Here is a 24,410-nt window from a genome sequence, read left to right on the forward strand (position 1 = left end):
GCTTTGCCCCCAGCCGCCGCCCCGATCCGTCGGCGGTGCCCAACAACCACCTCGCCTATGCCGTACAGTGGTTCCTGTTCGCAGCGATCGCCGGCGCCATCTACGTCCTGGCGCTGCGTCGGCGGGGACAGCGTTTTGATGACAAGCCGCGGGATGCCGGGGCACCCCCGGCCCCCTAACCAATCCGGGTTCCCGATGGAGACCCGTCATGCCGTTCCGGATTATCGCGCTCGATCCCGCGCCTTTCGCCGCGCTCCACCACTTGTCGGACACCGAGCTGACAAAGCGCAACGCGCGGCGCGTCGTTGCCACGTCAGACCCCGGCTTTCCCTGCCGCGTCAGCCTGGTCGATGCGGCGGTCGGACAAACGCTGATCCTGACCCACTTTACCCATCAGCCCGCCGCCACGCCCTTCCACGCCAGCCACGCTGTCTATGTCCGTGCCGGCGCGGTGCGCGCGACGCCCGCGGTGGACGAGGTCCCCGCCCTGTTCGCGCACCGGATGATGTCGCTGCGCGCCTTTGACTGCGAGGGCATGATGGTCGACGCGACGGTCGTGCCGGGTGCCGACATCGCCCCGGCGATCGACGCGATGCTGGCGACGGATGCGGTCGACGAGCTTCATCTCCATTATGCCGGACCTGGATGTTATGCGGCGCGGGCGGTGCGCGCGGCCTGACCCGATGCTTGCCGGGCCGCGCCCTGCCCGCTAAGCCGCGCGGCGATGAAGTATCGCAGCACGCGCGGGGCAGCCCCCATCCTGGATTTTCGAGGCGCGACGCTGGCCGGGCTGGCGACTGACGGCGGGCTCTATGTCCCGGAGGCCTGGCCCAGCCTGAGCCATGACGAGATCGCGGCGCTGCGCGGCCTGAGTTATGCGGAAACCGCATTCCGGGTGATGCGCCCGTTCGTGGCGGGATCGCTCGAAGATGCCGCGCTGCGCGGGCTGTGCGATCAGGCCTATGCGCGCTTCTCGCATGCCGCGGTCACCCCGCTGGTCCAGCTCGATGCGCGGCACTGGCTGCTCGAACTGTTCCACGGCCCGACACTCGCCTTCAAGGATGTGGCGCTCCAGTTTCTGGGCCTGTTGTTCGAGCATTTCCTGACCGGCAGCGACCAGCATCTGACGGTGATCGGCGCGACCAGCGGCGACACCGGGTCGGCGGCGATCGACGCACTGGCCGGGCGCGAGCATGTCGACATCTTCATGCTCCATCCCAAGGGCCGGGTATCCGATGTCCAGCGCCGCCAGATGACGACGGTCCGCGCGCCCAACGTCTACAATATCGCGATCGAGGGCAGTTTCGACGACGCGCAGGCACTGGTGAAGGCGATGTTCAACGCCCCCGGTTTCGCCGCGCGCTTCACGCTGTCGGCGGTCAATTCGATCAACTGGGCGCGGCTGATGGCGCAGGTGGTCTATTATTTCCATGCCGCCGTCCGGCTGGGCGCGCCCGAACGTGCCGTTGCCTTCGCCGTGCCGACCGGCAATTTCGGCGATGTGTTCGCGGGCTATGTCGCCGCGCAGATGGGGCTGCCCGTCGCGAAGCTGATCGTCGCGACCAACGTCAACGACATCCTGCACCGCGCGCTGACCAGCGGCGACTATTCGGCCGGCACGGTCACCCCCACCGTCGCGCCGTCGATGGACATCCAGGTGAGCTCGAACTTCGAACGCCTGCTGTTCGACCTGAATGGTGGCGACGGCGCGGCGATGGCGTCGCAGATGCGTGGATTCGAGACTTCACGCGCGATGCAACTGACCAACGCGCAGCGCGAGGCCGCGGCGGCGCTGTTCACCAGCGCGCGCATCGATGGCGCGGGGATCGCCGAGACGATCCGCCGCACCGCGTCGGAAAGCGGCGAAGTGCTTGATCCGCACACCGCGATCGGTCTGGCAGCGGCGCGCGCCGCCGACCTGCCCGCGGAGGTGCCCGTCGTCACGCTGGCGACCGCGCACCCGGCCAAGTTCCGCGACGCGGTCGAGCGCGCCTGTGGCGTTCGCCCCACCTTGCCGGCACGGGTCGGCGACCTGTTCGAGCGCGAGGAGCGGTACGACACGCTGCCCGCGACGTTCGACGCGGTGACCGCCTATATCGCGGAACGCGCGGTCGCGGCGCGGTGAGCGCGGCATGAGCGGCCTGCCCCCGCTGGTCACGATGATCGGCGAACCCTGGGCGGACTATGGCCTGGTCGACAGCGGGCATGGCCGCAAGCTGGAACGCTATGGCCCGCATCGCTTCATTCGCCCCGAACCGCAGGCGATGTGGGCGCCGGCATCGGCCGAATGGTCGGCGGACGCCGAGTTCCTGCCCGGCGCGGACGAGGATGGCGGCGGGCGCTGGCAATTCGACCGCCCGGTGCCGCGCGACGGGTGGACGCTGGGCTGGGAAGACGTGCGCTTCAACGCGCAGCCGACGCCGTTCCGACATCTCGGCTTCTTTCCCGACATGGCGCCGGTGTGGACGTGGATGCGGGGGCAGCTTTTGGCGAACGGCGCCGGCCCGCTCCCCCACCCGGCCACCCATCAGGATACTCAAGTGGGTGGCCGGGTGGGGGAGCGGGCCGGCACCGCGCTTGCGCAGCAACCAGAATGCCTGAACCTGTTCGGCTATACCGGCGTCGGCACGCTCGCCCTGTCCGCCGCAGGCGCGCGGATGGTGCATGTCGATGCGTCGAAGAAATCGGTCGATGCAGCCCGCGGCAATGCGGCGCTGTCGGGCCTGGCGGACAAGCCGATCCGCTGGCTGGTCGAGGATGCGGGCAAGTTCACCGCGCGCGAGGTGCGGCGCGGACGCCGTTATGACGGCATCATCCTCGACCCGCCCAAATGGGGCCGCGGGCCCAATGGCGAGGTGTGGAAGCTGGAGGAGCACCTGGCCGGCATGATCGGCGACGTCGCCAGGCTGGTCGATGCGGAGTCGCGCTTCATCTTCCTGACCGTCTATGCGGTGCGCATGTCGGCGCTGGCGATCGGCGAGCTGCTCGCGCAGGCGACCGCGCATCTGGGCGGTACGGTCGAAGCCGGCGAGCTGGGCGTGCGCGAGGAAGCACGCGGACTGGTGCTGCCGACTGCCATTTTCGCGCGTTGGTCGCGGGGGTGAGCGGGCGGCAGCAAGGACGTTCCCGCTCAATCCTGTCCGTTCGCTTCGAGCGAAGTCGAGAAGCGCAGCGCGACATTTGACGTTTCTCGACTACGCTCGAAACGAACGGATAGACGTGAATGGGTGGACCATGCAGACTTACCCTCGCCCCATCCGGATCGCCGCGCCCGCCAGGAACGGCGCGCCGCCCGTCAGCGCCAGGCTGACCGCGCCGAGCAGCTTGAGCGACGCCGCGCCGCCATCGACCGCCCCCGCGCCGAAGATCAGGAGCGGCACCGCCAGCGGCAGCATGACGAGGCCCGCTACGCCGCCGCCACCGCGCAACCCTGCCACCAGCGCCGCCGTCGCCACCCCCAGCGCCGCCAGCCCCGGCGTACCAATCAACAGCCCGAGCATGACCCTCGCCAGCACATCGGCGGGCATGTTGAGCAGCCCCGCGGCAATCAGCGTCGCCGCCAGCAAGGGCGGCGCAAAGCCCAGCCAGTGCCCGAGCGTCTTGGCCAGCGCGACCAGCGACGGCGACAACCCGCGCACCGTAAACTGATCGATCACCCCCGACTCCAGGTCGGGCGCGACCAGTCGCTCGACCGGCATCAACGCGGCAAGCAGCGCGGCTGCCCACACCACGCCGCCCGAAATCCGTGCCAGCAGCCGCGCGTCCGGCCCGATCGCGAAGGGGAACAGGATGGTCGCGAGCAGGAAGAAGGCGACCGGCAGCACCAGCCCGCCGCTGGTCCACGCCCGGCGCAACTCGCGCGCCGCGATGGCGACGAACGCGCTCATGCGTCGGGTGCCGCCAGCGTGACCGGGATCGTCCCGGTCAGGCCAAGGTCGAAATGGGTGGCGACCAGGGCGATGCCGCCCGCGGCGCGGTGCGCCTCGATCACTGCCGCCAGTCGCGCGACCGATGCGGTGTCGAGACCATTGGCGGGTTCGTCGAGCAGCCAGATCGCCGCGCCGCTCGCGATCACGCGTGCCATCGCGGCGCGGCGGCGCTGGCCGGTCGACAGGAAGCGCACTGGCACGTCAGCGAGCGGGGCGAGATCGACCGCCGCGAGCGCATCGGCCACCGCATCCCCTCGCCCGTCGATTGCCGCCCAGAAGCCGAGTGCGCGCGCGAGCGGCAGCTCCGGGTCGAGCGCTGCGGCTTCACTCAGCAGCGCCCGCACGCCGCCATGCGCGATCCGGCCGGCAAAGGGGGGCAGCAGCCCGGCGATCATCGCGATCAGGCTCGACTTGCCGATGCCGTTGGGGCCGGTGACGACGCCGGCATCGCCGGGGCCGAAGGCACAGCTGAGCCCGGCGAACAGTACCCGCCCGCCGCGCGCGCACGCCACGTCGTCCAGGGTGAGCGACGCGGCGTTCACGGACCGGCGGCGTCCTCCAGCGCATGCATGTCGTCGTCGGACAGCCCGAAATGATGCCCGACCTCGTGAATGACGACATGGCGAATCAGCGCGTCGAGCGCGACGCCGGTGTCGACCCATTCGTCGAGCAGCGGCCGACGATAAAGGTGGATGCGGTCGGGCAGCGTCACCCCATCGAAGGCAGATTTTTCGCCCACCGGCCGGCCATGATAGAGCCCGGTCAGTTCGAACGGATCCTCGATCCCCATCGCGTCGAGCGTCGCGTCGTCGGCAAACTCCTCGACCAGCAGCACGACGTCGCTGAGGTGGGCGGCGAACGGCTCGGGGATCGTCGCAAGCACGGCGCGCGCCATCGCCTCGATCCGCTCGGCATCGGGGGCCAGCATCAAAGGCGCTTGCTCGGTCATCGCGACGGTCATAGGCGTCGTCGGGTGGACGCCGCAAGCAGGGCAGAGGACGCGCCGATGATCGAGCAGCTAAGCGAAACCGAACGGGCCGAGGCGCTCGATGGCCTGCCCGACTGGGATTATGACGATGCCCGCGCCGCGATCGTCCGCCAGTTCACCTTCGACAATTTTTCCGAAGCCTTCGCGTTCATGACGCAGGTCGCGCTGCTCGCCGAAAAAGCCGATCATCATCCTGAATGGTCGAACGTCTGGAACCGGGTCGAGATTGCGCTGACCACGCACGACGCGGGCGGGCTGTCGCCGCGCGACATCGAGCTCGCCCAGGCGATCGACGCACTGGTCGACTGACACCGGCACCGACGCCGGAAAGATTGTTTCGCCGCCCGGAAATTCCGGCTAGCGTCATGGGCAATGACCACGCCCCCGCCCGCGATCCCGCGCTCGCTCTTCATCATTTCGATCCTTTACGGCGGCATGGTCTGCATCGCCGGCGTGCTCGGGGTGAAACAGGTGATGCTGGGGCCGCTGGTCGTGGAGGCCGGGATCTTCCCGTTCCTGCTGCTGGTGGTGATGTCGAGCGCGGTCGCCGAGCTGCACGGCCAGAAGACCGCAACGATGCTGGTCCGGTTGGGCTTCGTGCCGCTGCTCGTCTCCGCACTGCTGATCCAGGTCGTCATCCACCTGCCGAACGATCCGGCAATGTACGCCCCCGCGATCACCGCCTTTCCGATCGTGGTCGGACAGAGCGTGCGACTGATGCTGGCGGGCTTCATTTCCTATGGCACGTCACAGACGCTCAACGTCTATGTCTTCAACCGCCTGATCGGCGGCACCGGCAAGATGCTGTGGCTGCGCGGCATGATTGCCAGCATCGTGTCGCAGGTCGTCGACACGATCCTGTTCATCACCATTTCCTTCTACGGCGAACGACCGATCCTGGAACTGATGGCCGGCCAGATGCTGACCAAGGTGGTGCTGTCGATCGTGCTGGTGCCGTTCCTGATTACCGGCTTCGTCGCGGTTGCCCGCCGACTGGATCGGGCCGAGCCGGCGTAGATTACGCCAAAACCAGATTTCTTGCCGTCACCCCGGCCTCGTGCCGGGGTCCACCGAGCAATATTCACGGGGCCGGTCATTCAAAGTCGAGCCGGTGCGGTCGGCAAGGTATCGCGCGATGGGTCGAGCGGTTACGCGTGCTTGGCGTTGGACCCCGGCACGAGGCCGGGGTGACGACATGCCTTTGCTGCCGCGGCGTCGTCCGCGCCCGGGCTCAATCCTCCGCCGCGATCCGCACGCGCAGGCCGTCGAGCGCGCTGGTGAACTGGATTTGACACGACAGGCGCGAGGTTTCGTCGCGGTCCGACGAGCTGTCGAGCAAATCGTCTTCATCCGGGCTCATCTTCGGCAGTTTGGCCGCAAATTCCGGATCGACATGGACGTGGCAGGTGGCGCACGAACAGCTGCCGCCGCAAAGCGCCAGCAATTCGTCGAACCCGTTGTCGCGGATCACTTCCATGACGCTCAGGCCGGCCTCGCCGGCGACGACGCGCTCTGTTCCGTCACGGGTAACCACGATAAGGTTGGGCATGATCGATCCTCTTCCGTTTCGCGCTTGCCATGCCGCCGCCGCGCCGGCTTTTCAAGGATTGCCGACATGGGGCTGAGCGCCGAGCAGATTCGTCACGCGCTCGACACGATATCGGCGCTCGAACCGCGCATGGGCGAAGCGATCGGGCGGGTCGGCTATCCGCCGCCGCGCCTGCGCCCGCGCGGTTATGCGACGCTGTTGCGGACGATCATCGGCCAGCAGGTCAGCACCCGCGCGGCGGACGCAGTGTGGCTCAAGCTCGACGCGGCGCTGGGCGATGCCACCGATCCCGCGCGGCTGACCGCCGCGTCGGACGAGGCGCTGCGCGGCGCGGGCCTGTCGCGCCAGAAGATGGGCTATGCGCGCAGCCTGGCGGGCATGGTCACGTCGGGCACGCTCGACTTCAACCGCCTGCCTGCCGATGACGAGGACGCGATCGCCGCGCTGGTCGCGATCAAGGGCATCGGGCGCTGGTCGGCGGAAATCTATCTGCTGTTCGCCGAAGGGCGGCCGGACATCTGGCCCGCTGGCGACCTGGCGGTGCAGATCGAGATGGGGCACATATTGGGCCTGGACGAACGACCCACGGAAAGGCTCACGCGCGAACTCGCCGAAGCCTGGCGACCGCATCGGGGGGCCGCCGCCATCATGACCTGGCACCATTATGGCGAGCGGCTGAGCGCAGGGAAGACCGCGGCCGCGCCGGTGTGAGCGGGCGCGGGGCTGCATTGGATTTCCACGCGCGCGCTTCCATTCTCACATCCCGTCACCCCGGCCTCGCGCCGCGGTGACGACGAGATGATGGATGAATGGCCGACTGCGCGGTGGCGGATCGGCAGATTGCCGCCCGCGCGCCGCTCAGAAGCTGAACCGGGCCGCCACGCGGATGTCGCGGCCAGGCAGCGGCACGAAGTCCTTGGTGAACGACGCGTGGCGGCGCGCATCGACGTCGAAGATGTTGTTCGCGGACACGATGAGCGTGGTCTCGCTCGCATCGCCGAACGGGTGCCAGGACAGCGACGCGTTGACCAGGGTGAAGTCATCGGTCGGGTTTTCGAAGGTGGCGACGCGATCCTGCTCGAACACATGCTCGACCTCGATGCGGCCACCGAAGGAACCCGCCGCCCCCTCGAGCCCGCCACGCACGCGCAGCGGCGGGATGCGCGGCACCGGGCCGCCGCCATCGGTCAGGCGGGCATTGACATAATCGCCGATCAGGTCGCCCTTCAGGCTGAACCCGCCGCGATCGAGCAGGGTGGCATTCACCTCTGCTTCGAAACCGACGTAGCGCGCGTCCGACTGGGCATATTGGAACAGCGGTAGTTCGTCCTGCTCCAGGCCGGTGTCGAACTCGAAGATGAAATCGTCGAACCAGGTAGCATAGCCGTTCAGCTTGAAGTTCAACGGACCGAGCTGGCCACTGGCAAAGGCTTCGATCCCCCAACTCTTTTCGGTGTCAAAACCGGGATTGCCGACCTCGAATGCCTGGGTCGCGACGTGCGGACCGTTGGAGAAGAGTTCCTCCGCCGACGGCGCGCGCTCGGCGCGCGAGCCGGTCAAGCCAAATCGGATGGTGTCGCTTGCCTGATAGGTCAGACCGAGGGCGGCCGAAAAGGTATCGAAACCGCGATCGACGGAAACCAGCGGCGCGTCCTCTTCCAGACCGACCCGGACGCTGTTCGAGCGGACGTCGGTACGCTCGTATCGGCCGGCGATCTCCACGCCCACGTCACCGAAATCGAACTCCTGCACGGTGAAAAGACCGAACTGGTCAGTCTGGTTCGGCGGCACAAAGGCTTCGGCGCCAATCGCGACGAAATCGCGGGTGAACCCTTGGATCCCGGTCACGCCGCGCCAATCGCCACCGTCCGACTGGACCAGTTCAACCCGGCCCTCGAATGCGTCGGTGAAGAAGCGCGTCCCGACTTCGCGGCCCTCAAACTCGGTATGTTCGTAATCGGCATAGCCGACCCGGGCGCGGATGCGATCGATAAAGCCGTTCTCGACCAAGATTTCGCCACGCATGTCCGCGCGGAACTGCTTGAGGTCGATGGTGACGGGGCCCTCTTCCTCCCCGCCTTCGCCCTCGTCGCCCGCTTCACCTTCATGGGCGTGCTCCGCGCCCGGGCGTGCGGGAACGCCGTAGTTGGTGTCGTAATAGCCCGCGGAAAAGCCCAGGCTGCCACGGTCGTTGATCAGTGCGATGCCGCCGCCCAGCGTGTAGGTTTCGGTCGCGCTGTTCGGAATCGCGCCACGCAGGCCGGCAAGTTCGGTGGCCTCGTCGGCGGCATCGAGCTCGCCCTCCGCGCGCTCTTCGGCCGCCAGATCAAGCTGCTCGGCGCGCAGTTGCGGCGAGAGCACGAAGCCACCCACTTCCAGGTCATTCGAGCGGCGATAGCTGCCATCGGCATGAACGACGATATTAGGGGTCACGGCCACATCAAACGCACCGCCGATGCTGCGTTCTTCCGCCGCCGAGCCGTAGGTCCCGAGCGCATCGACGTGAAAGCCCTTAACTGGCACCGCGCGGGGGATGCGGCGGTCGATCACGTTGACCGCGCCGCCGATCGCCTGGCTGCCGAACAGCAGCACGGCGGGACCCCGCAGCACCTCGATCCGCTCGGCGGTCAGCGGATCGATGGTGACGCCATGATCGGTCGACGTGTTCGAAACGTCGAGCGAGCCGAGCCCGTCGGTCAGTACGCGCACGCGTTCCCCCTGGAAACCGCGCAATACGGGCCGCGATGCGCCAGGGGCGAATGACGTCGCCGACACCCCGGGCAAACGGGTCAACGTCTCGCCGATCGTCGGACGGATGTCCTGCACCAGACGGTCGCCGGTCAGCACCGACTTGTTGGCCAGCACATCGAGCTCGCGCACGAACGGCGCGGTGATGATGATGTCGGTGGCGCGTTCGCCATGCACCGAATCCGCGGGGGCGCTGGACGACTGCGACGCGCCGTCATCGGCGGTTGCCGCGACCGGTGTGGGCGGCACCGGATCAGCGCGCGTCTCCGCGAGCGCGGCGGGCGCGACGAACATGGTGGTAGCGAGCAAGGCAAGGGGACGGATCATGCACAACTCCTGAAGACTGGCGCGCCGTCTAATTGCAATGTTACATCATCACAAGAGGCAATGGGCACGATCCTGGCCAAGTTCGCCACACGTTGCATCTTTGCCGCAGGGGCGGCTGTCTCAGGGGCGATAGATGCGCACGATGTTGGGCTTGAGTTCAGCCGGATCGAACCAAACCGGCTTGGTCTTGCGGCTCACGAACAGCGGTGCCTGGTCGACATAATGTGGAGAAGCGGGCCGGGTGGTCGCGGCCCCGAAAGGCTGGATCGACTCCGACCTGACTTTGCCGTCTGGCGCCCATTCGGTGAACATCAGGAAGCTGTCGCCGTGGCGCACCGCCAGCCGGCCATCATCGGCGACGTCCCACAGCGCCATCGCGCGCAGCACGTCGGGCCCGCCGTCGAGCGGCAGGTCGACATTTCCCTGGCGTAGCCGGAGCACTTCGCCCAGCGGCGGATCGAGCCGGCCGAAATGCGTGTCGAGGTGCACCGCCGCGTCACGCAACACCTGGCGCGCATCGGCGGGCGGCTTGCGCGGATAGTGCCAGCGATTGCCCTCGCGCGCGATCAGCACCGCCAGCGCGTCCGCCGCGCCGACCCCGTCGAAATTCCAGTCCCATTGCCGCAGGATTGCGCGCGCGCGGGCGATCAGCGGGTCAGCGCCCGGATCGACCGCCATCACGCGTTCGAACCACGGCCCCAGCCAGCTCGCCCGGCTGACGCGCGTATCGTATTTGATCGCCTCCAGCTCGGCACGGGTGATCGACGCGTCGGCCGCCAGCAGTTCGATCGAGCGCGTGCCGCGGTTGGTCACGTCGGCCTCGATGCCCAACAGGTCGGGATAGGCGGCGCGATCGAGTTCCGATCCCGGGCCGGCGGCGATGAAGGGCGTGTGATTGGCATTGATGATGAAGCCCGACGCCGGGTTGACGTTGCGCGGTACCGCCGTCCACGCGACCGTCCCGCCCGCCAGCGCGCGCGACGTGTCGCCGGGCAGCACGCCGCGATAATCGAAACCGGGCTTTCGGTTGGGAAAGGCAGCGTTGTAGAACAGCGCGACATTGCCCGCACGGTCGGCATAGACGAAATTGGTCGCCGGCACCGCCTGCATCGCCATCACCCGCTGCCACTCGGCAAAGTCGCGCGCCTTGTTGAGGCGATAATATTGCTCGACCATCCGCAGCTGGTCGGCCCCGGCATAGCGGATCGCGAATGCGCCATCCTTGTTGCGCAACACCGGGCCATGGATCGAGCGCTCGACCAAACGCGGCACCGGCAGCACGAACGGCCCGATCTTGACGCGCAGCCACACCCGCTTGCGCTCCAGCGGTCGCCACTGCCCATCAAAGCGATAGCGATTGCCGCTGTCGTCCAGCACCAGCTTGTAGATATCGATCAGGTCGGGGCGGTTGACCGTGTTGGTCCAGCCCAGCGTCCGGTTGTGGCCCAGCAGCGGATAGGGCGCACCGGGAAAGGTCGCGCCGGCAAAGTGCCAGCCCTGGCGCGAATGGACGCGCAGCTCATACCAGGCGACCGCGCCGCGCCACGGCTGGTGCGAGTTCGAGATCAACCGGGTGAACCCGTCCGCCGACCGCCTGGGGGCGACGGCAAAGGCGTTGGAGCCTTTCTCGATCTCGGCAGGCCCCGCAGGCGTGACTTCAGGGGCCTCCGGCAGCGCATGTTCGCGCGGCAGCGGCTCGCCCCCCACCAGCGCGCCCAGCACCGAATCGAGCCCGAAGAAAAAAGGCGATCGCAGCACGAAGCCCGTCGCGACGTCCGCGCCGTCGACAGGGAAGAGCCCGCGCAGCCTCACTTCGCCCGGATGACGCGCGGCATAGAGGTTCAAACCCGCCGCATAGCCGTCGAGCAGCGCGCGGACGTCGGCGGGCTGCGCGTCATAGTCACGCGCGACGGTGCTGCGCGCGCCCAGCAGGTGGAGGACATAATCGGTCTTCGCCCCGTCCTGCCCGGTGATCGCACCCAGACGCCCGCGCGTCATCGCCAGCACCTGCTGCAACGTATCGAAATCATCCTCGGCATGGGCATAGCCGATACCGTGCGCGACATCGGCGTCGGTCGCGCCGAAGATGTGCGGCACGCCATAGCGATCGCGCGCGATCTTCACGTCGTAGCGGCGCGAGACCGGTGCGACGCGCTGACTTGCCGTCAGCGGCTCCCATACCGCGAGGCCAATCGCCGCCACGACGGCGAGCACCACGAATGCCAGTACGGCCCGCCTGATCCACCGCATTTGCGCCTCCCCAGTGACCGCAATCTGTTGGTCACACCCTTTGCGCGCCTATACAAAGCCGGACAACGGGGTCACGTCCAGCCACGCGCCCCTTGTGTGGTAAAATTACAACATTACCTGTGGTGTCTCAGGAACGGAAACCAGGGCCATGAACCTCGAAAAATTCACCGACCGCGCCAAAGGTTTTTTGCAATCGGCGCAGACCGTCGCGATCCGAATGAGCCATCAGCGGATTTCGCCCGAACATCTGCTGAAGGCGCTGCTCGAGGATACGGAAGGCATGGCGTCCGGCCTGATCCGCGCAGCCGGCGGCGATCCGGCGCGCGCGTTGACCGAAACCGATGCGGCGCTGGCCAAGATTCCCGCCGTGTCCGGCTCCGGCGCACAGACGACGCCGGGCGTCGATAACGACCTGGTCCGCGTGCTCGACCAAGCCGAGCAGGTCGCGGCCAAGGCGGGCGACAGCTTCGTCACCGTCGAACGGATGCTGCTCGCGCTGGTGCTCTCGCCAGCCACCGCTGCCGGCAAGGCGCTGGCGACCGCAGGCGTGAAGGCCGACGCGCTCAATACGGCGATCAACAGCCTGCGTGGGGGCCGCACCGCCGACACCGCATCGGCCGAGGACCGCTATGACGCGCTCAAGAAATTCGCGCGCGACCTCACGCAAGCCGCACGCGACGGCAAGCTCGATCCCGTCATCGGCCGTGACGAGGAAATCCGCCGCACCATCCAGATCCTGGCGCGCCGGACCAAGAACAATCCCGTCCTGATCGGCGAGCCCGGCGTCGGCAAGACCGCGATCGCCGAGGGGCTGGCGCTGCGCATCGTCAATGGCGACGTGCCCGATGGCCTGAAGGACCGCTCGCTGATGGCGCTCGACATGGGCTCGCTGATCGCCGGGGCCAAATATCGCGGCGAGTTCGAGGAGCGGCTGAAGGGCGTGCTCGACGAAGTCAAGGCCGGCGAAGGCGACATCATCCTATTCATCGACGAGATGCACACGCTGATCGGCGCGGGCAAATCCGAAGGTGCGATGGATGCGGGCAATCTGCTCAAGCCCGCATTGGCGCGCGGCGAGCTGCACTGCATCGGCGCGACCACGCTAGATGAATATCGCAAATATGTCGAGAAGGACGCCGCCCTCCAGCGCCGCTTCCAGCCGGTATTCGTCGGCGAGCCGACCGTCGAGGACACGGTGTCGATCCTGCGCGGCCTGAAGGAAAAATACGAGCTGCACCACGGGGTGCGGATCACCGATGCGGCGTTGGTCGCGGCGGCGACGCTGTCCAACCGCTACATCACCGACCGCTTCCTGCCCGACAAGGCGATCGACCTGATGGACGAAGCCGCGAGCCGCATCCGCATGGAGGTGGAATCGAAGCCCGAGGAGATCGAGGCGCTCGACCGGCGCATCATCCAGCTCAAGATCGAGCGCGAGGCGCTGAAGCGCGAAACCGACGCGGCGTCGCGCGACCGGCTGGCGACGCTGGAGGGCGAGCTTGCCAACCTGGAAGAGCAGTCCGCCGGGCTGACCCAGCGGTGGCACGCCGAAAAGGACAAGATCCAGTCCGAAGCCCGGCTCAAGGAACAGCTCGACGCCGCGCGCGTCGAACTCGATCAGGCGCAGCGCCAGGGCGACCTCGCGCGCGCGGGCGAGCTGAGCTACGGCGTCATCCCCCAGCTGACCCGCCAGCTGGAGGAGGCGCAGGGCGCGACCGCCGGCGCGATGCTGCGCGAGGAAGTGACCGCCGACGACATCGCCGCGATCGTCAGCCGCTGGACCGGCATTCCGATGGACAAGATGCTGGAGGGCGAGCGCGAGAAGCTGATCCACATGGAGGCGCAACTGGCCAAGCGCGTGATCGGTCAGGCCGATGCCGTGCGCGCGGTCGCCACTGCCGTGCGCCGCAGTCGCGCCGGGCTACAGGATCCCAATCGCCCGCTCGGCTCGTTCCTGTTCCTGGGCCCCACCGGCGTCGGGAAGACCGAGCTGACCAAGGCGCTCGCCGAATTCCTGTTCGACGATGCCAATGCGATGGTCCGCATCGACATGAGCGAGTTCATGGAAAAGCACTCGGTCGCCCGCCTGATCGGCGCGCCGCCGGGCTATGTCGGCTATGAGGAAGGCGGCGTGCTGACCGAAGCGGTCCGCCGCCGGCCCTATCAGGTCATCCTGTTCGACGAGGTCGAGAAGGCGCATGGCGACGTGTTCAACGTGCTGCTGCAGCTGCTCGACGACGGGCGGCTGACCGATGGCCAGGGGCGCACGGTCGATTTCAGCAACACCATCGTCATCCTGACCTCGAACCTGGGCAGCCAGCTCCTGACCAACCTGGCCGACGGCCAGTCGGTCAGCGATGTCGAGCCGCAGGTGATGGAAATCGTTCGCGGGCATTTCCGCCCCGAATTCCTCAACCGGCTGGACGAGATCATCCTGTTCCACCGGTTGGGTGAGGAGCATATGGCGCCGATCGTCGACATTCAGGTCGGGCGGGTCCAGCGGCTGCTCGCCGACCGCAAGGTGACGCTCGACCTGACCGATGGCGCGCGCGCGTGGCTTGGGCGGGTCGGCTATGACCCGGTCTATGGCGCGCGGCCGTTGAAGCGGGCGGTGCAGCGTTACCTGCAGGACCCGCTCGCCGACCTGATCCTGCGTGGGCAGGTCAGGGACGGGTCAACGGTGACGATCGAAGATGGCGACGGCGCGCTGACGCTTCGGGTGGCTTAGAGAGGTTTTCGATCGGCCTGGTTCACCCGTCCCCTGAAGGGGAGGGGCTGGGGCGGGGCAAGTTGATCGCAGCCCTTGCTAGCCCCGGGCGTCGGAGATCGCATAGAAGCGCTGGAGGAGCGCTTGCTCCTGCGGCGTCAGGTGCGGGTTCCAGACGTCGAAGATCAGGACGATCCGGCGTTCGGCGCTGTCATTCCAGGCTTCATGCTCGATCGTGTCGTCGAATGCGAACGCCTCGCCCTCACGCCATTCGCGCGTTTCGCCGCCGACCCGGAAACGGCATCCGGCGGGCACGACGAGCGGCAGATGGATGATCGCACGCGTGTTGGTCACGCCGGTGTGTGCGGGGATATGCGCGCCGGGCGCGAGGATCGAGAAGAATGCCGATGGCGCCTTGCCCGGGATGTGGTTGCGCGGCAGCGCGTCGAGCGCGGCTGCGGTTTCAGGACAGCGCGCGCAGACCGCCTCGTTGCGGACGCCATATTCCCAAAGGAAGCACGCGCTCCAGTCGAGCGAATGGTCGAGCGCCGACCATTTGTTCTCCGGCGTCCCGGCATCCTGCCGGACATAGGGCCGGATATCCGCGCCGCCCTCGCTCAGCAGCGCCAGCGCCTCGGCCCGGATCGCATCGGTGCGCGCCTCGATTTGGTCCAGCCACGGAAACATGGCGCGATCGAAAAACTCATCGGCAGGCAGGAAGGGATAATGGATGCCGTGGCACTGGTTGGTATAGATCGCGCGGCGGCCAAGCACATGGTCGATACACGCATTGAATCGGCGGGCCGCTTGCCCCATTGCTGCCAGCTCGGCGCTTAGCTCCGCGTCCAGGCGATCGGCGAGCTGGGCATTGTGCGCCGCCAGGAAGGCCTGGCCGCGGGCGAGCGCATCCGCAACCCGCGGCGGGCGTTCGGGGAGCGCGAGCGCCATCTGGACCACGCCGCTCCAGCCCTGCGCCGCATCGGCCAGCCGCCCGCGCCGCTCGTTCAATTCGGCCATGCGCAACGTCGCCATGAAATGAAGCCGGTCGATCGACAGCGCGCGGTCCAGCGCCGCAGCCTCACCGTCGTCATCGCCGATCTGGCGATTGGCCGTGGCCAGGTTCATCCACAGCGCGGGTTCGCCCGGATCGGCGGCGGTGGCGGTGGCAAAGCACCGGCGCGCCAGTTCGGCGTCGCCATCGGCAAGCGCCCGCATCCCGCGCGCATTCGCTGCTCTCGGGTCATCGGGGGCAATGGCGAGCGCGGCATCGAGCTGGCGCAGTTCCTCGGCCGCGTTCCCGGCCTGGCGAGCATTCGCGGCGGCGTTCAGGGCAGCCGTCAAACGGGGATCAAGGGTGGTCATTGCGTGTCTAGATCACAGGCTTTGCGGTGCGGCAACCGTTGCGGCGGCCATGCCGGGTAAGGTCTCGCCCGCCAACAAAAAGGGGAGCGGCCATTGGCCGCTCCCCCATTTTGGTCGAAGTCACCTGTAATTAGAAGGTCAGGCGACCCGTGATGCTGAAGCGGCGACCGATGACGTCATACGTCGCCGGGAAGGTGTTGCCGCTATTTGCGCCGGTGGAGCCGACATTGCTGCCGGTCAGCGGCGGATCACGATCGAACAGGTTGGTTACCGTACCGATCAACTCGAAATTCTCGTTCATACGGAAGCGGGTCGACAGATCGAAATAGTGATACGCTCCGATCGTGTTGAAGTTCTCCGTGGTGCCGACGAGCGGCGTGGTACCCGTGATCGTGCCGCTGAACAGCGGCGTCAGACCCGGCTCGTACTCGACCGGGTGAATATAACGCCACAGCAGCGACACATCAGCCGGTCCGAACGACACCGTGGTGCGCTGCTGGAACGAGAACTCCGGTGCGATCTGACCGTTGTCCGGGCTGCAGTTCACGCTGAAAAAGCCAACGCACTGGCGGTTCACCGACGTCGGCAAGCTGCGGAAGCGCAGATTATTGGTCCAGTTGCCGATGAAGGTGAGGTTGAGGCCGATATCGCCAAAGGTCCGAGTGTAGTTGGCCGTCAGGTCGATGCCGTCGGTGGCCAAGCGTCCCGTGTTCGACAGCAGCAGCGGCAGACCGAACGTGTTGGTCGGCGAGCCCGAAAGGCTCCCGTCCGCCGGGCTGCGGCGGATGTTGGTGCACGCCGCCGTCTGAGCGGCAGCCGCCGACACGGTTGCGGGCGTGGCCCCGAAACATGCGTTGATGGCATCGGCGGGCGTGGGGGCCGTGATCGCATCGTTCACGATGATATTGTAGTAATCGATCGACAGCGTGAACCCTTCGAACAGAGCGCCGGGGCTGATGACCGCGCCGATGGTAAACGTGTCGGCGGTTTCCGGCTGGATGTTGACATCGCCACCCTGCTGCGACTGGGCTTGCCCGGCGGGCGGCGCAGGAATTCGGCCGATCGTAGCAGCCGGGGCGCCCTGTGCGAGACAGACCGCCGTGAGGCCGGCGTTGCCGACCGGTCGCGTGCCCTGACACGGATCAATCGCCAGGTTGGTCAGCAGGATGTTTCGCGGCGAGAACAGCTCATTGATGTTCGGCGCGCGAACCGCCCGCTGATAATTGCCGCGCAGCTTAATGTCCTGAACGGGCTCCCAGCTCAGGCCTGCCTTCCAGGTGACGGAATCGAAGCTGGGGCTGCTCGCCGCTTCCACATTGTAGGACGAATAGCGGATGCCAGCCTCAAGCGTCAGCGAGTGGAAGAATGGCGTATCAGCGATGATCGGCGCAATAACTTCGCCGAACACTTCCTTGACGTCATAGCTGCCAGCGAAGCGCGGCACCGCGCCGCCCGCGCCACCGAGCTCGCCCGGGATTGCCGCCAGGACGTCGGGAAGGCGTTCATAGCCGTAATCGCGATACTCTGCGCCAATTGCGTAGGAAACGGGTTCCGCTCCCGACGAGAAAATGCTGCCGACATCGCCGGTCAGGATCGCGCGGACCTGCGACAGCTGGTTCTTGATCGTGATCGTGCTCTCACCCGCGATGAACGCAGCCTGCTCGGGCAGAATGCTGCCCTGCGCACCAAACAGGTTCAGCGGCACACAGCCATTGGCAGTGTTGGTGCAGGTCGTGGTGTTGTTCGCGTTCAGCGCCTGCTGCACACGCGAGCGCAGCACATAGCCCGACTGAATCTGAACAAGATCACTCTCGCCGTACGATGCCGAGACATCCAAGCGCGTGGTGTCGGAGATGTTGATTCGAGCACCGGCGCGATAGTCAAAGAAGGTCGTGGTATAGTCCGAAATGCGCGGCCCGAGCTCGACCGTGCGACGGAACACCGCAGACAGCGGGATCGCCGCGTTGGTGTTACAAGCAGTGCCAAGGGCAATACCCGCGGAGGTGCAGAGCTGATCGCGCACGCCAGCCGGCAGGTAGGGATTGTTGCCCGGGATCGTTAGCGCCTCGCCGAAGATACCCGACGGCGCGATGATCGTCGCGACCTCGTTCTTCGAGAACGCGGCGCGCGTGTAGAGCTCGATCGTGTCGGAAACTTCATAATTGGCGGCCGCATAGATATTGAACCGCTTGAAAGGCGTCTGGAAAATGTTGAACGGGTTGAAATTGAACCCGGCATATTCCGGTACCAGCAGCGTGCCGGCGGGGTTGAGCTGGCTGCGGACACCGCCAATCGTCACCGTCGTCGGAACCGACGTCGCCGATGAACCGGCACCGCGCCCGCTCAAGCCGTTGATCTCAAAGATCGAGATGTCGCGCGCGCCCTGATAGATCGGGTCTGCTTCCTGATAGCCCAGGCTCAGCACCGCATTGCCGCGGCCATCGTCGAAATTCGCGCCGATCGTCAGGTCGGCAGTGAAGATATTGCCGTCACCCTGTTCGGTGATCTGGTTCGTGGCCTGCGCGAGCACGCCGGCGAAATCCTTGCGCGTGATGAAGTTCACGACGCCCGAAACCGCGTCTGCGCCGTAGGTGGTCGACGCGCCGCCCGTCAGCACTTCGGCGCGCTGCACCAGCGCGACCGGAATGTTGTTCGGGTCGACGGTGCCGAGTTGGTTCGCGGTGACGAGGCGGTCGCCGTCGAGCAGCACCAGGTTGCGCTGTGCGCCCAAACCGCGAAGGTTGACGGTTGCGAAGCCACCATTGCCGTTGTTCGTTTGCGAACCAACTCCAGGAACGACGCCCGGAAGCTCCCGAAGCACTTGTTCGGAGCTGGTGATCGAGCGCAGCTGAAGCTCGGTCTCGCTCACGACGTTGATCGGGCTCGATGCCTCGAGATTGGGATTGCGGATCAGCGACCCGGTGACGATGATGTCGCCCGACTCGGGCGATTCTTCTTCCGTCGCGGGCGTCGCATCCTGCGCATGGGCGACCGGCGCCAGCGCAGTCAGGCCGATAAGCACGGTCGAAGCAAGCAGATGCTTACGAATATTGAGAGACATTTTTGTTCCCCTTGACCGCGCCGGGGCTGCCGGCGCGCACCAGCGGCTCCGTAATGAAGCCGCAATGGTGTCGCCAATACGCGAAGCATGATTGCGCAGACAACGGCCATCCCGCACGAACCCAAAATCTCCGCTAATCTGTCGCAAATTTGACACAGCCGCCGCGTGCAGTTGCCACACCCGCGCGACCCGTTTTACAGTGATAAAACACAGGAGAGGCCGAGCCCATGACGTTCGAATTGCTGGTTCCGTTGATATTGATGCAGGCAGCGGCAGACGAGCCGAGCGCGTCGGGCGCGGTGGCGTCCTTGCGACGATGCCAGGCGATTGCGGTCGATGCGGAACGGCTGCGCTGCTTCGACGCTGCGGCGGCGGCGCTCGTCACATCGGTCGAGCGCAAGGACGTGATCGTGACGGATCGGCAGGAAATTCGTCGCACCAAGCGGTCGCTGTTCGGCTTTTCGCTGCCGCGGATCGGCCTGTTCAGCCAGCAACCCGACGAGCGCGATGCCGAGGGTGTCGCCAAGCTGACCGGTCCGCTCAAGTCCGTAGGCGTGCTGCGCGGCGGCTTGCTGCGCTTCGTGGTGGAGGAAGGCGCAGTGTGGGAAACCACCGAAATGGTGCCATTTCCGCCCAAGGTCGGGTCGGAGGCAACGATCCGCCGCGCCGCGCTGGGCAGCTATCTGGTGCGCTTCTCAAGCGGACGGACGTTTCGCGCGCGACGTGTCGAATAGGCGGCGGGGACGAATAGTCTCGGTCAAGGCCGGCGAGCTACACCAGCCCCAGCGCAGCGCGTTCGCGCGCATAGGCGGCCGCGAACGCATCAGCGAATTGGGGATAGCGTGCCGATGCGCCAATTGCGTCACGGTTCAGGGGCCGGCGGACCTGCATCACGCTCGAGGTCGTGACCGCGCGCTTGGACTCGTGAAACGTACGAACCCCCGGCTCGGGCGCCAGACCGCAATGATCAATGATCGCGGGAATGGCGGCATCACCATCGGCGACCAGCGTTTCATAGTCGGCCGCCATCATCCGGTCGCCGTAAAGCGCGCGGATGTGCGCGAACAGCATGTCCTCAATCGCATAATGCGCCGCCATGTCCTCAATGTCGAAACTCCAGCCGACACCCTGGGCGAAGTGGGTGCGGAAGCTTGACCATGCGGTATCCAGCCGGTCGCGCTGCATCCAGATCAGCGGCGCATCGGGAAACGCGACACGGATCAGCATGGCGGTGCGGCTGACGTTCAGGCTCTTGTCCACGATGCGCCCGGCCGCGCCGAACCGCTCGGCGATCAGGTGATGATAACGCTCGACAAAACCCGACCAGGCGTCGCGACCATGTGAGCGGAGCCGCGCCGACAGGCGTTCGGGGGCTACGCCGCCGAACGGAAGCATCGCGGTCGTGACCAGGTTCACTTCGTCGCCGCCGACGACCTGGCTGTGGCTGTTCAGGATCTGCTCGACGAGCGTGGTGCCCGATCGCGGCAGGCCCGTGACGAAGATCGCGCGTGAGGCGGGCGCACCGTGACGCACCGCATCCCTGATCCACCGCTGATCGAAATTGGCGATGATGGCCCGCGCGGCTGCAAGGTCGGCGGCGCGGTCATAGCGACGTTCCGCGCGTGCGAGCGCAGCCCCTTCGCGATAGGCACCGAAGGCACGATCGTGATCGCCAAGATCGTCAAGCGTCTTGCCGCGCGCATAAAGATAGGCGGTGCGTTCGCCTGGCGGTGCCCCGGCCAAGTGGCGTTCGGCCGCCAGAAGTGCATCGGCATAGGGATCGTCCGCACGCATCCGCCCGACATTGGCGAGCGTGAGCCAGGTCGTTCCCGACCCCGGAAAGCGATCCGCCGCCGCGCGTAGCAGTTCGGTCGCGCGCGCCGCCTCTCCCATCTGCATCGCCAATGTGCCGAGGAAGTGCAGCAAGGCAGGTTCGGGCGAATGCGCGAGCAGGGGCGCGAGGGACTCGGCGGCGGCTTCGATCCGGCCGGCGCGGGCGAGAAGTTCGGCGCGATAGAGCCGCCGCGCGGCTTCCGACGGGCGAAGCGAGACCCATTGGTCAACGGCCGCAAGCGCCAGTTGCCATTCCCCCGCATCGGCGCAGAATTTCGCGATCGGCCGCCACTGTTCGCCAAGCGGAGTCCGGTTGGCGAGAAAGGATCTTACGATCGACAGTGCGCGGATCGGATCGCCCTCGCGCAGTGCGGCGACGAATTCGGCTGGCGTCGGCATGGTCGGTCCGGCCTATCAAGATGGTAACAAAAAAGGGAGGCTGGTTTCCCAGCCTCCCCATCTTGTCGCCTGCCCGACCTTAGAAGTCGAACGACAGCTGCATCCGCACGAAGCGGGGCTGCTGATACGTCAGCGGACGGCCATAGTCGTTGCGCGGGCGGCCGTTGTTCAGCGTGCCCACTTCACGAAGGTCGGTCGCTGCGTTTTCGTTGAACAGGTTGAACACGTCAAACCGCAGCGCGGCGCTGAACGCGTCGGTCGGCAGCTTGAAGATCGCCGACACGTTGGTGAAGGTCAGCCAGTCGGACTTGAGCTGGCTGCCGCGCGGCGTCAGCGACAACGACGTGCTTGTCGCCCCGTCCGAAAAGCCGGGGAACAGCGGGTTCGTGATCACATTCCCCTGCGCGTCGACATTGCAGTAGAAGCCGGCCGCGCCATAGGCGCCGGCAAAGGCGTCGATCGACCGCGGCACGCGCCCGATACACCCGAAACGACGGGGCGATTCGGCCTGGACCTGAAGGCCCAGCGTCAGCCATTCGAACGGGGCGTAAGAGCCGAACACCTTGATGCGATGGCGCCGGTCGGTCGGCAGATAGCCGAACGCACCGTTGACGAGGCCGGGCTGGTCGAACGCGGTGGTCAGACCGGAGTCGGTCTGGCCATTATCCGACCGGACGCCGCCTTCGATGTTACCTTCCGATTTCGACCACGTGTACGAGCCGCTGAAGCTCCATTTGCCGTCGAACTCGCGATCGACCGTGAGGATGACCGCCTTGTACGTGCGCTCGGCCCGCGGATAGCCGAGGTCGGCGGCACTGAAGTCGACCGTACGCAGCGTGCTTTCGCCACCGATCGGGTCGGACAGCGTGATCCGCGCCGGCGCGCCGGGATTGACGAGCACATACTGGTGGAAGCCAGTGAAGATGTCGTCGCAACCCGAAATGCCTTCGCGGTCGCAATATGCGAGCACCGCTGCGTCGATTGCCACGTCTTCGAGCGATTCGTTGAGGCTGCGGTACTGACCGATCAGGCCAACCGTCCAGCGTTCGCCGATCTTCTGCTCGACGCTCAGGATGTATTCGTCGACCGACTGGGGCTTCAGGTTCTTCGCCACGGTCGCCTCGGTCGGCGTCGCGACACCGTCCGACACGATGTCGCAGTTCGCCACGCCGGTGTCGGGGCAGTTCGTCGCATCGGCAAAGCCGAGCAGCGGCGCACCAAGGATCGGCGTGTTGTCCGGGTTCACGCCCGCAACCCGGAAGTAGCGGGTATAATCGAGCTCGGCGCCGGCGAGACGGATGTTCGTGTTGGCGACGATCGGCAGATAGTAGCGACCGAACGAGCCGACGACCTTCGTGCGCCCGTCACCGAACGCGTCGAACGCGGCACTCAGGCGCGGCGCCCAGGCGTTACCCGATTCGTAATAGGTTTCGCCGTTCACGTTGTCGTTCGAGAACCGGTCGTTGCGGACGCCCAGGTTGAGCGTCAGGCGGTTGTTGAACAGCGACCACGAATCCTGGATGTAAAACGCTTCGTTGTTCGACGTGAACGTCCCGCCGTTCACGAAGGTACGGCCGGCGACGTACAGCGTGTTCGGCGGCGCATAGACGTCGCCGTTCACGCCCGAGAAGTTGTACGTCCACGCGACGCCGCCGGTGTAGCGGCTGACCGCATTGGTCGTCAGCTTTTCCTTGTCGTACCCGCCCTTGATGTGATGCTGGCCGAACAGCGTGAAGAACAGGTCGATGTCACCGCGATAGAATTCGCGCTCATCCGAATTGTCATTGATCACGTTCAACGGGTTGCCGGCGAGCACGGGGTTGAAGGCGCCCGAAGTATCGATGATCGTCGGATAGTCGTCGTCGGCCGAACCGGCGATTTCCGCATTCTTGTTCTTGCCGTACGCGCCAGAGATCGTCAGCCAGTCGGTGAACTGGCCGGTATAGCGGCCAACATAGTTCTCACCGCCGAGCACGTTACGCGTGGTATTCTGATACCGACCGAGCACGGGCTCGCCGCCGTTACGGCTGTCATAGGACAGGGCGTAGCTGTCGACCGTCTGGACCTGCGTCGAATCGAAATAGGTGAATTCCAGGCGGTGGCCGTCGGTGATGATCGCGTCGAGCTTGCCGCCCCAGAAGGGCGAGCGCGTCTTGAAAATCTCGCGACGGATGCCGGTCGAGAACGGATCCGGGCCCGCCGTGTTCACGCCCAGGACATCGTCCGACTGCTGCCGGTCGTTGGTCTGGTACAATGCGTAGAAGAACAGGCGGTCCTTGATGATCGGGCCCGAAAGCTGGAACGTCGCGGTCCTGAGCTCGCGCTTGTCGGTCGAGTTCAGCGCGATGACGGTATCGGGCGATTCCGAATACAGGCCCTCAGGCTGCCAGTTGAACAGGACGCCGCCATGAAACTCGTTGCCGCCCGACTTGGTGACCGCGTTGATGAAGCCACCGGTGAAACGACCGAATTCAGCGGGAATGCCGCCGTTCTTGACTTCGACGGTGTTGTAGAAATCGAACGGAACGCCGACCGAACCCAGGCCCTCGCGGAATTCGGTGATGTTCAGGCCATTGACGAAGAACGCATTTTCCGAAACCGACGAGCCCGAAACCGACGCCAGGTTGCCGAACGCGCTGTCGCCCTGGCTGGTGCCCGGCGCGAGCAGGATGATCGAAGTGAGGTCACGCGCGACGGGAACGCGCGTCGCCAGCTCGCCGACCTGGATCACGGCGCCGGTCGTGGTGCGGTCGAAATCGGACACCTGGACGCGGCGGCCGGTGACGATGATCTCGCCGCTCGACGGGCTCGCCGTCTCGGTGCCCGCTGCCGCCAGCTGGAATGCGTTACCTGCGGTCGACTGGGTCAGGCCGATGCCCTCTTCACGATAGGGCGAATATCCATCGGCGCTGATTTCGAACGTATAGTCGCCCTGCGGAATCTGGGGCACGCGGTAGGTGCCGCCCGAATCCGTGGTCACCGTACGCGAAAAGCCCTGAGCGTCCGAGGTGACCGTCACGGTCGCGCCCGGGATCGGCTTGCCCGACTGGTCGGTCACGCGGCCGGTCGCCGTGACGTTGGTGAAATCCTGCGCCGCGGCAGGAATTGCGCTGGCCGCCAGGCCACCCACCGAAACACCCAGCAGCGCCAGCGCCCTCAGCGCCGTACCACCGCGAAGCCTGACACTCGCAGCTCGATTGACGTTACGCATTCACTTGTCCCCATGGTTTCGGCACCGGCTCCCATCGTCCGATGCC

Annotated in this window: 19 protein-coding genes; 9 read left to right on the plus strand and 10 right to left on the minus strand. The window is 66.3% G+C overall.

The genetic code is table 11. The features are described 5' to 3' along the window. The 4 genes from AX676_RS18505 to AX676_RS09905 all read left to right on the plus strand — a co-directional run. Positions 1-179, plus strand: a 179-nt coding sequence (locus AX676_RS18505) for an SURF1 family cytochrome oxidase biogenesis protein (RefSeq protein ID WP_331710227.1), incomplete at its 5' end; no start/stop codon positions are given. Between the two features lie 29 nt (positions 180-208). Beyond that, positions 209-679 carry a DUF1203 domain-containing protein gene (locus AX676_RS09895; RefSeq protein ID WP_066480247.1) on the plus strand — a complete coding sequence of 157 codons (471 nt, stop codon included), beginning with the start codon at positions 209-211 and terminating at the stop codon, positions 677-679. A 45-nt stretch (positions 680-724) separates the two neighbouring features. Next, a complete protein-coding gene (gene thrC, locus AX676_RS09900) occupies positions 725-2,125 on the plus strand; it encodes a threonine synthase (protein ID WP_066480248.1) in 1,401 nt (466 codons plus the stop codon). 7 nt (positions 2,126-2,132) lie between these two features. After that, positions 2,133-3,104 (plus strand): class I SAM-dependent methyltransferase, encoded by a 972-nt coding sequence (locus AX676_RS09905; protein ID WP_066480249.1) that lies wholly within the window; start codon positions 2,133-2,135, stop codon positions 3,102-3,104. Between the two features lie 138 nt (positions 3,105-3,242). Here AX676_RS09905 and AX676_RS09910 read toward each other — a convergent pair whose 3' ends face one another. From AX676_RS09910 to AX676_RS09920, 3 genes are read right to left on the minus strand one after another with little or no spacing between them, the layout of a single operon-like run. After that, positions 3,243-3,887, minus strand: a complete 645-nt coding sequence (locus AX676_RS09910) for a heme exporter protein CcmB (protein WP_066480251.1) — start codon at positions 3,885-3,887, stop codon at positions 3,243-3,245. After that, a complete protein-coding gene (gene ccmA / locus AX676_RS09915) occupies positions 3,884-4,471 on the minus strand; it encodes a heme ABC exporter ATP-binding protein CcmA (protein ID WP_066480252.1) in 588 nt (195 codons plus the stop codon). Before ccmA ends, AX676_RS09910 begins: the two co-directional genes overlap by 4 nt. After that, a complete protein-coding gene (locus tag AX676_RS09920; protein WP_066480281.1) occupies positions 4,468-4,878 on the minus strand; it encodes a metallopeptidase family protein in 411 nt (136 codons plus the stop codon). The genes ccmA and AX676_RS09920 overlap by 4 nt, the downstream gene beginning before the upstream one ends. A 57-nt stretch (positions 4,879-4,935) precedes the next feature. On the opposite strand from AX676_RS09920, the gene AX676_RS09925 reads away from it, so the two are divergent. Together AX676_RS09925 and AX676_RS09930 are read left to right on the plus strand one after the other, a co-directional pair. Further along, the gene (locus AX676_RS09925; RefSeq protein ID WP_066480282.1) at positions 4,936-5,226 is read left to right on the plus strand and encodes a 4a-hydroxytetrahydrobiopterin dehydratase; all 291 of its coding nucleotides are present in this window, start codon (positions 4,936-4,938) and stop codon (positions 5,224-5,226) included. A 63-nt stretch (positions 5,227-5,289) separates the two neighbouring features. Next, positions 5,290-5,934, plus strand: coding sequence for a queuosine precursor transporter (locus tag AX676_RS09930; protein ID WP_066480254.1), 645 nt, complete (start codon positions 5,290-5,292; stop codon positions 5,932-5,934). 214 nt (positions 5,935-6,148) lie between these two features. On the opposite strand, the gene AX676_RS09935 is transcribed toward AX676_RS09930, so the two are convergent. Then, complete coding sequence (locus AX676_RS09935; protein WP_066480256.1) at positions 6,149-6,466, minus strand: 2Fe-2S iron-sulfur cluster-binding protein; 318 nt, start codon at positions 6,464-6,466, stop codon at positions 6,149-6,151. A 66-nt stretch (positions 6,467-6,532) separates the two neighbouring features. On the opposite strand from AX676_RS09935, the gene AX676_RS09940 reads away from it, so the two are divergent. Then, positions 6,533-7,177: a DNA-3-methyladenine glycosylase family protein gene (locus AX676_RS09940; RefSeq protein WP_066480257.1), complete on the plus strand. Its 645-nt coding sequence runs from the start codon at positions 6,533-6,535 to the stop codon at positions 7,175-7,177. Between the two features lie 147 nt (positions 7,178-7,324). On the opposite strand, the gene AX676_RS09945 is transcribed toward AX676_RS09940, so the two are convergent. Then, positions 7,325-9,541 (minus strand): TonB-dependent receptor, encoded by a 2,217-nt coding sequence (locus AX676_RS09945; RefSeq protein ID WP_066480258.1) that lies wholly within the window; start codon positions 9,539-9,541, stop codon positions 7,325-7,327. A gap of 120 nt (positions 9,542-9,661) precedes the next feature. Then, positions 9,662-11,791 (minus strand): acylase, encoded by a 2,130-nt coding sequence (locus AX676_RS09950; protein ID WP_066480260.1) that lies wholly within the window; start codon positions 11,789-11,791, stop codon positions 9,662-9,664. A gap of 148 nt (positions 11,792-11,939) precedes the next feature. On the opposite strand from AX676_RS09950, the gene clpB reads away from it, so the two are divergent. Next, positions 11,940-14,519, plus strand: coding sequence for an ATP-dependent chaperone ClpB (gene clpB, locus AX676_RS09955; protein ID WP_066480262.1), 2,580 nt, complete (start codon positions 11,940-11,942; stop codon positions 14,517-14,519). Positions 14,520-14,597: 78 nt separating this feature from the next. Here clpB and AX676_RS09960 read toward each other — a convergent pair whose 3' ends face one another. Together AX676_RS09960 and AX676_RS09965 are read right to left on the minus strand one after the other, a co-directional pair. Then, positions 14,598-15,860, minus strand: coding sequence for an aspartyl/asparaginyl beta-hydroxylase domain-containing protein (locus tag AX676_RS09960; protein WP_066480265.1), 1,263 nt, complete (start codon positions 15,858-15,860; stop codon positions 14,598-14,600). A gap of 130 nt (positions 15,861-15,990) precedes the next feature. After that, positions 15,991-19,101, minus strand: coding sequence for a TonB-dependent receptor domain-containing protein (locus AX676_RS09965; protein WP_331709953.1), 3,111 nt, complete (start codon positions 19,099-19,101; stop codon positions 15,991-15,993). Positions 19,102-19,148: 47 nt separating this feature from the next. Here AX676_RS09965 and AX676_RS09970 point away from each other — a divergent pair, with 47 nt between their 5' ends. Then, the gene (locus tag AX676_RS09970) at positions 19,149-19,655 is read left to right on the plus strand and encodes a hypothetical protein (protein WP_066480267.1); all 507 of its coding nucleotides are present in this window, start codon (positions 19,149-19,151) and stop codon (positions 19,653-19,655) included. Between the two features lie 37 nt (positions 19,656-19,692). Here AX676_RS09970 and AX676_RS09975 read toward each other — a convergent pair whose 3' ends face one another. Both AX676_RS09975 and AX676_RS09980 read right to left on the minus strand, forming a co-directional pair. Then, entirely contained in the window at positions 19,693-21,153 is a 1,461-nt protein-coding gene (locus AX676_RS09975) for a tetratricopeptide repeat-containing sulfotransferase family protein (RefSeq protein ID WP_066480268.1), read from the minus strand. Between the two features lie 79 nt (positions 21,154-21,232). Next, the gene (locus tag AX676_RS09980) at positions 21,233-24,364 is read right to left on the minus strand and encodes a TonB-dependent receptor (protein WP_082730973.1); all 3,132 of its coding nucleotides are present in this window, start codon (positions 24,362-24,364) and stop codon (positions 21,233-21,235) included. Positions 24,365-24,410: the final 46 nt, after the last annotated feature.

The sequence above is a fragment of the Sphingomonas sp. CCH21-G11 genome, from assembly GCF_001555965.1.
Taxonomy (GTDB): domain Bacteria; phylum Pseudomonadota; class Alphaproteobacteria; order Sphingomonadales; family Sphingomonadaceae; genus Sphingomonas.

Bases quoted from the DNA above. Each gene is read 5' to 3' on its own strand.
- AX676_RS09895 (WP_066480247.1), top strand. From the start codon at position 209: ATGCCGTTCCGGATTATCGCGCTCGATCCCGCGCCTTTCGCCGCGCTC.
- thrC (WP_066480248.1), top strand. From the start codon at position 725: ATGAAGTATCGCAGCACGCGCGGGGCAGCCCCCATCCTGGATTTTCGA.
- AX676_RS09905 (WP_066480249.1), top strand. From the start codon at position 2,133: ATGAGCGGCCTGCCCCCGCTGGTCACGATGATCGGCGAACCCTGGGCG.
- AX676_RS09910 (WP_066480251.1), bottom strand. From the start codon at position 3,887: ATGAGCGCGTTCGTCGCCATCGCGGCGCGCGAGTTGCGCCGGGCGTGG.
- AX676_RS09920 (WP_066480281.1), bottom strand. From the start codon at position 4,878: ATGACCGAGCAAGCGCCTTTGATGCTGGCCCCCGATGCCGAGCGGATC.
- AX676_RS09925 (WP_066480282.1), top strand. From the start codon at position 4,936: ATGATCGAGCAGCTAAGCGAAACCGAACGGGCCGAGGCGCTCGATGGC.
- AX676_RS09930 (WP_066480254.1), top strand. From the start codon at position 5,290: ATGACCACGCCCCCGCCCGCGATCCCGCGCTCGCTCTTCATCATTTCG.
- AX676_RS09935 (WP_066480256.1), bottom strand. From the start codon at position 6,466: ATGCCCAACCTTATCGTGGTTACCCGTGACGGAACAGAGCGCGTCGTC.
- AX676_RS09940 (WP_066480257.1), top strand. From the start codon at position 6,533: ATGGGGCTGAGCGCCGAGCAGATTCGTCACGCGCTCGACACGATATCG.
- AX676_RS09945 (WP_066480258.1), bottom strand. From the start codon at position 9,541: ATGATCCGTCCCCTTGCCTTGCTCGCTACCACCATGTTCGTCGCGCCC.
- AX676_RS09950 (WP_066480260.1), bottom strand. From the start codon at position 11,791: ATGCGGTGGATCAGGCGGGCCGTACTGGCATTCGTGGTGCTCGCCGTC.
- clpB (WP_066480262.1), top strand. From the start codon at position 11,940: ATGAACCTCGAAAAATTCACCGACCGCGCCAAAGGTTTTTTGCAATCG.
- AX676_RS09960 (WP_066480265.1), bottom strand. From the start codon at position 15,860: ATGACCACCCTTGATCCCCGTTTGACGGCTGCCCTGAACGCCGCCGCG.
- AX676_RS09970 (WP_066480267.1), top strand. From the start codon at position 19,149: ATGACGTTCGAATTGCTGGTTCCGTTGATATTGATGCAGGCAGCGGCA.
- AX676_RS09975 (WP_066480268.1), bottom strand. From the start codon at position 21,153: ATGCCGACGCCAGCCGAATTCGTCGCCGCACTGCGCGAGGGCGATCCG.
- AX676_RS09980 (WP_082730973.1), bottom strand. From the start codon at position 24,364: ATGCGTAACGTCAATCGAGCTGCGAGTGTCAGGCTTCGCGGTGGTACG.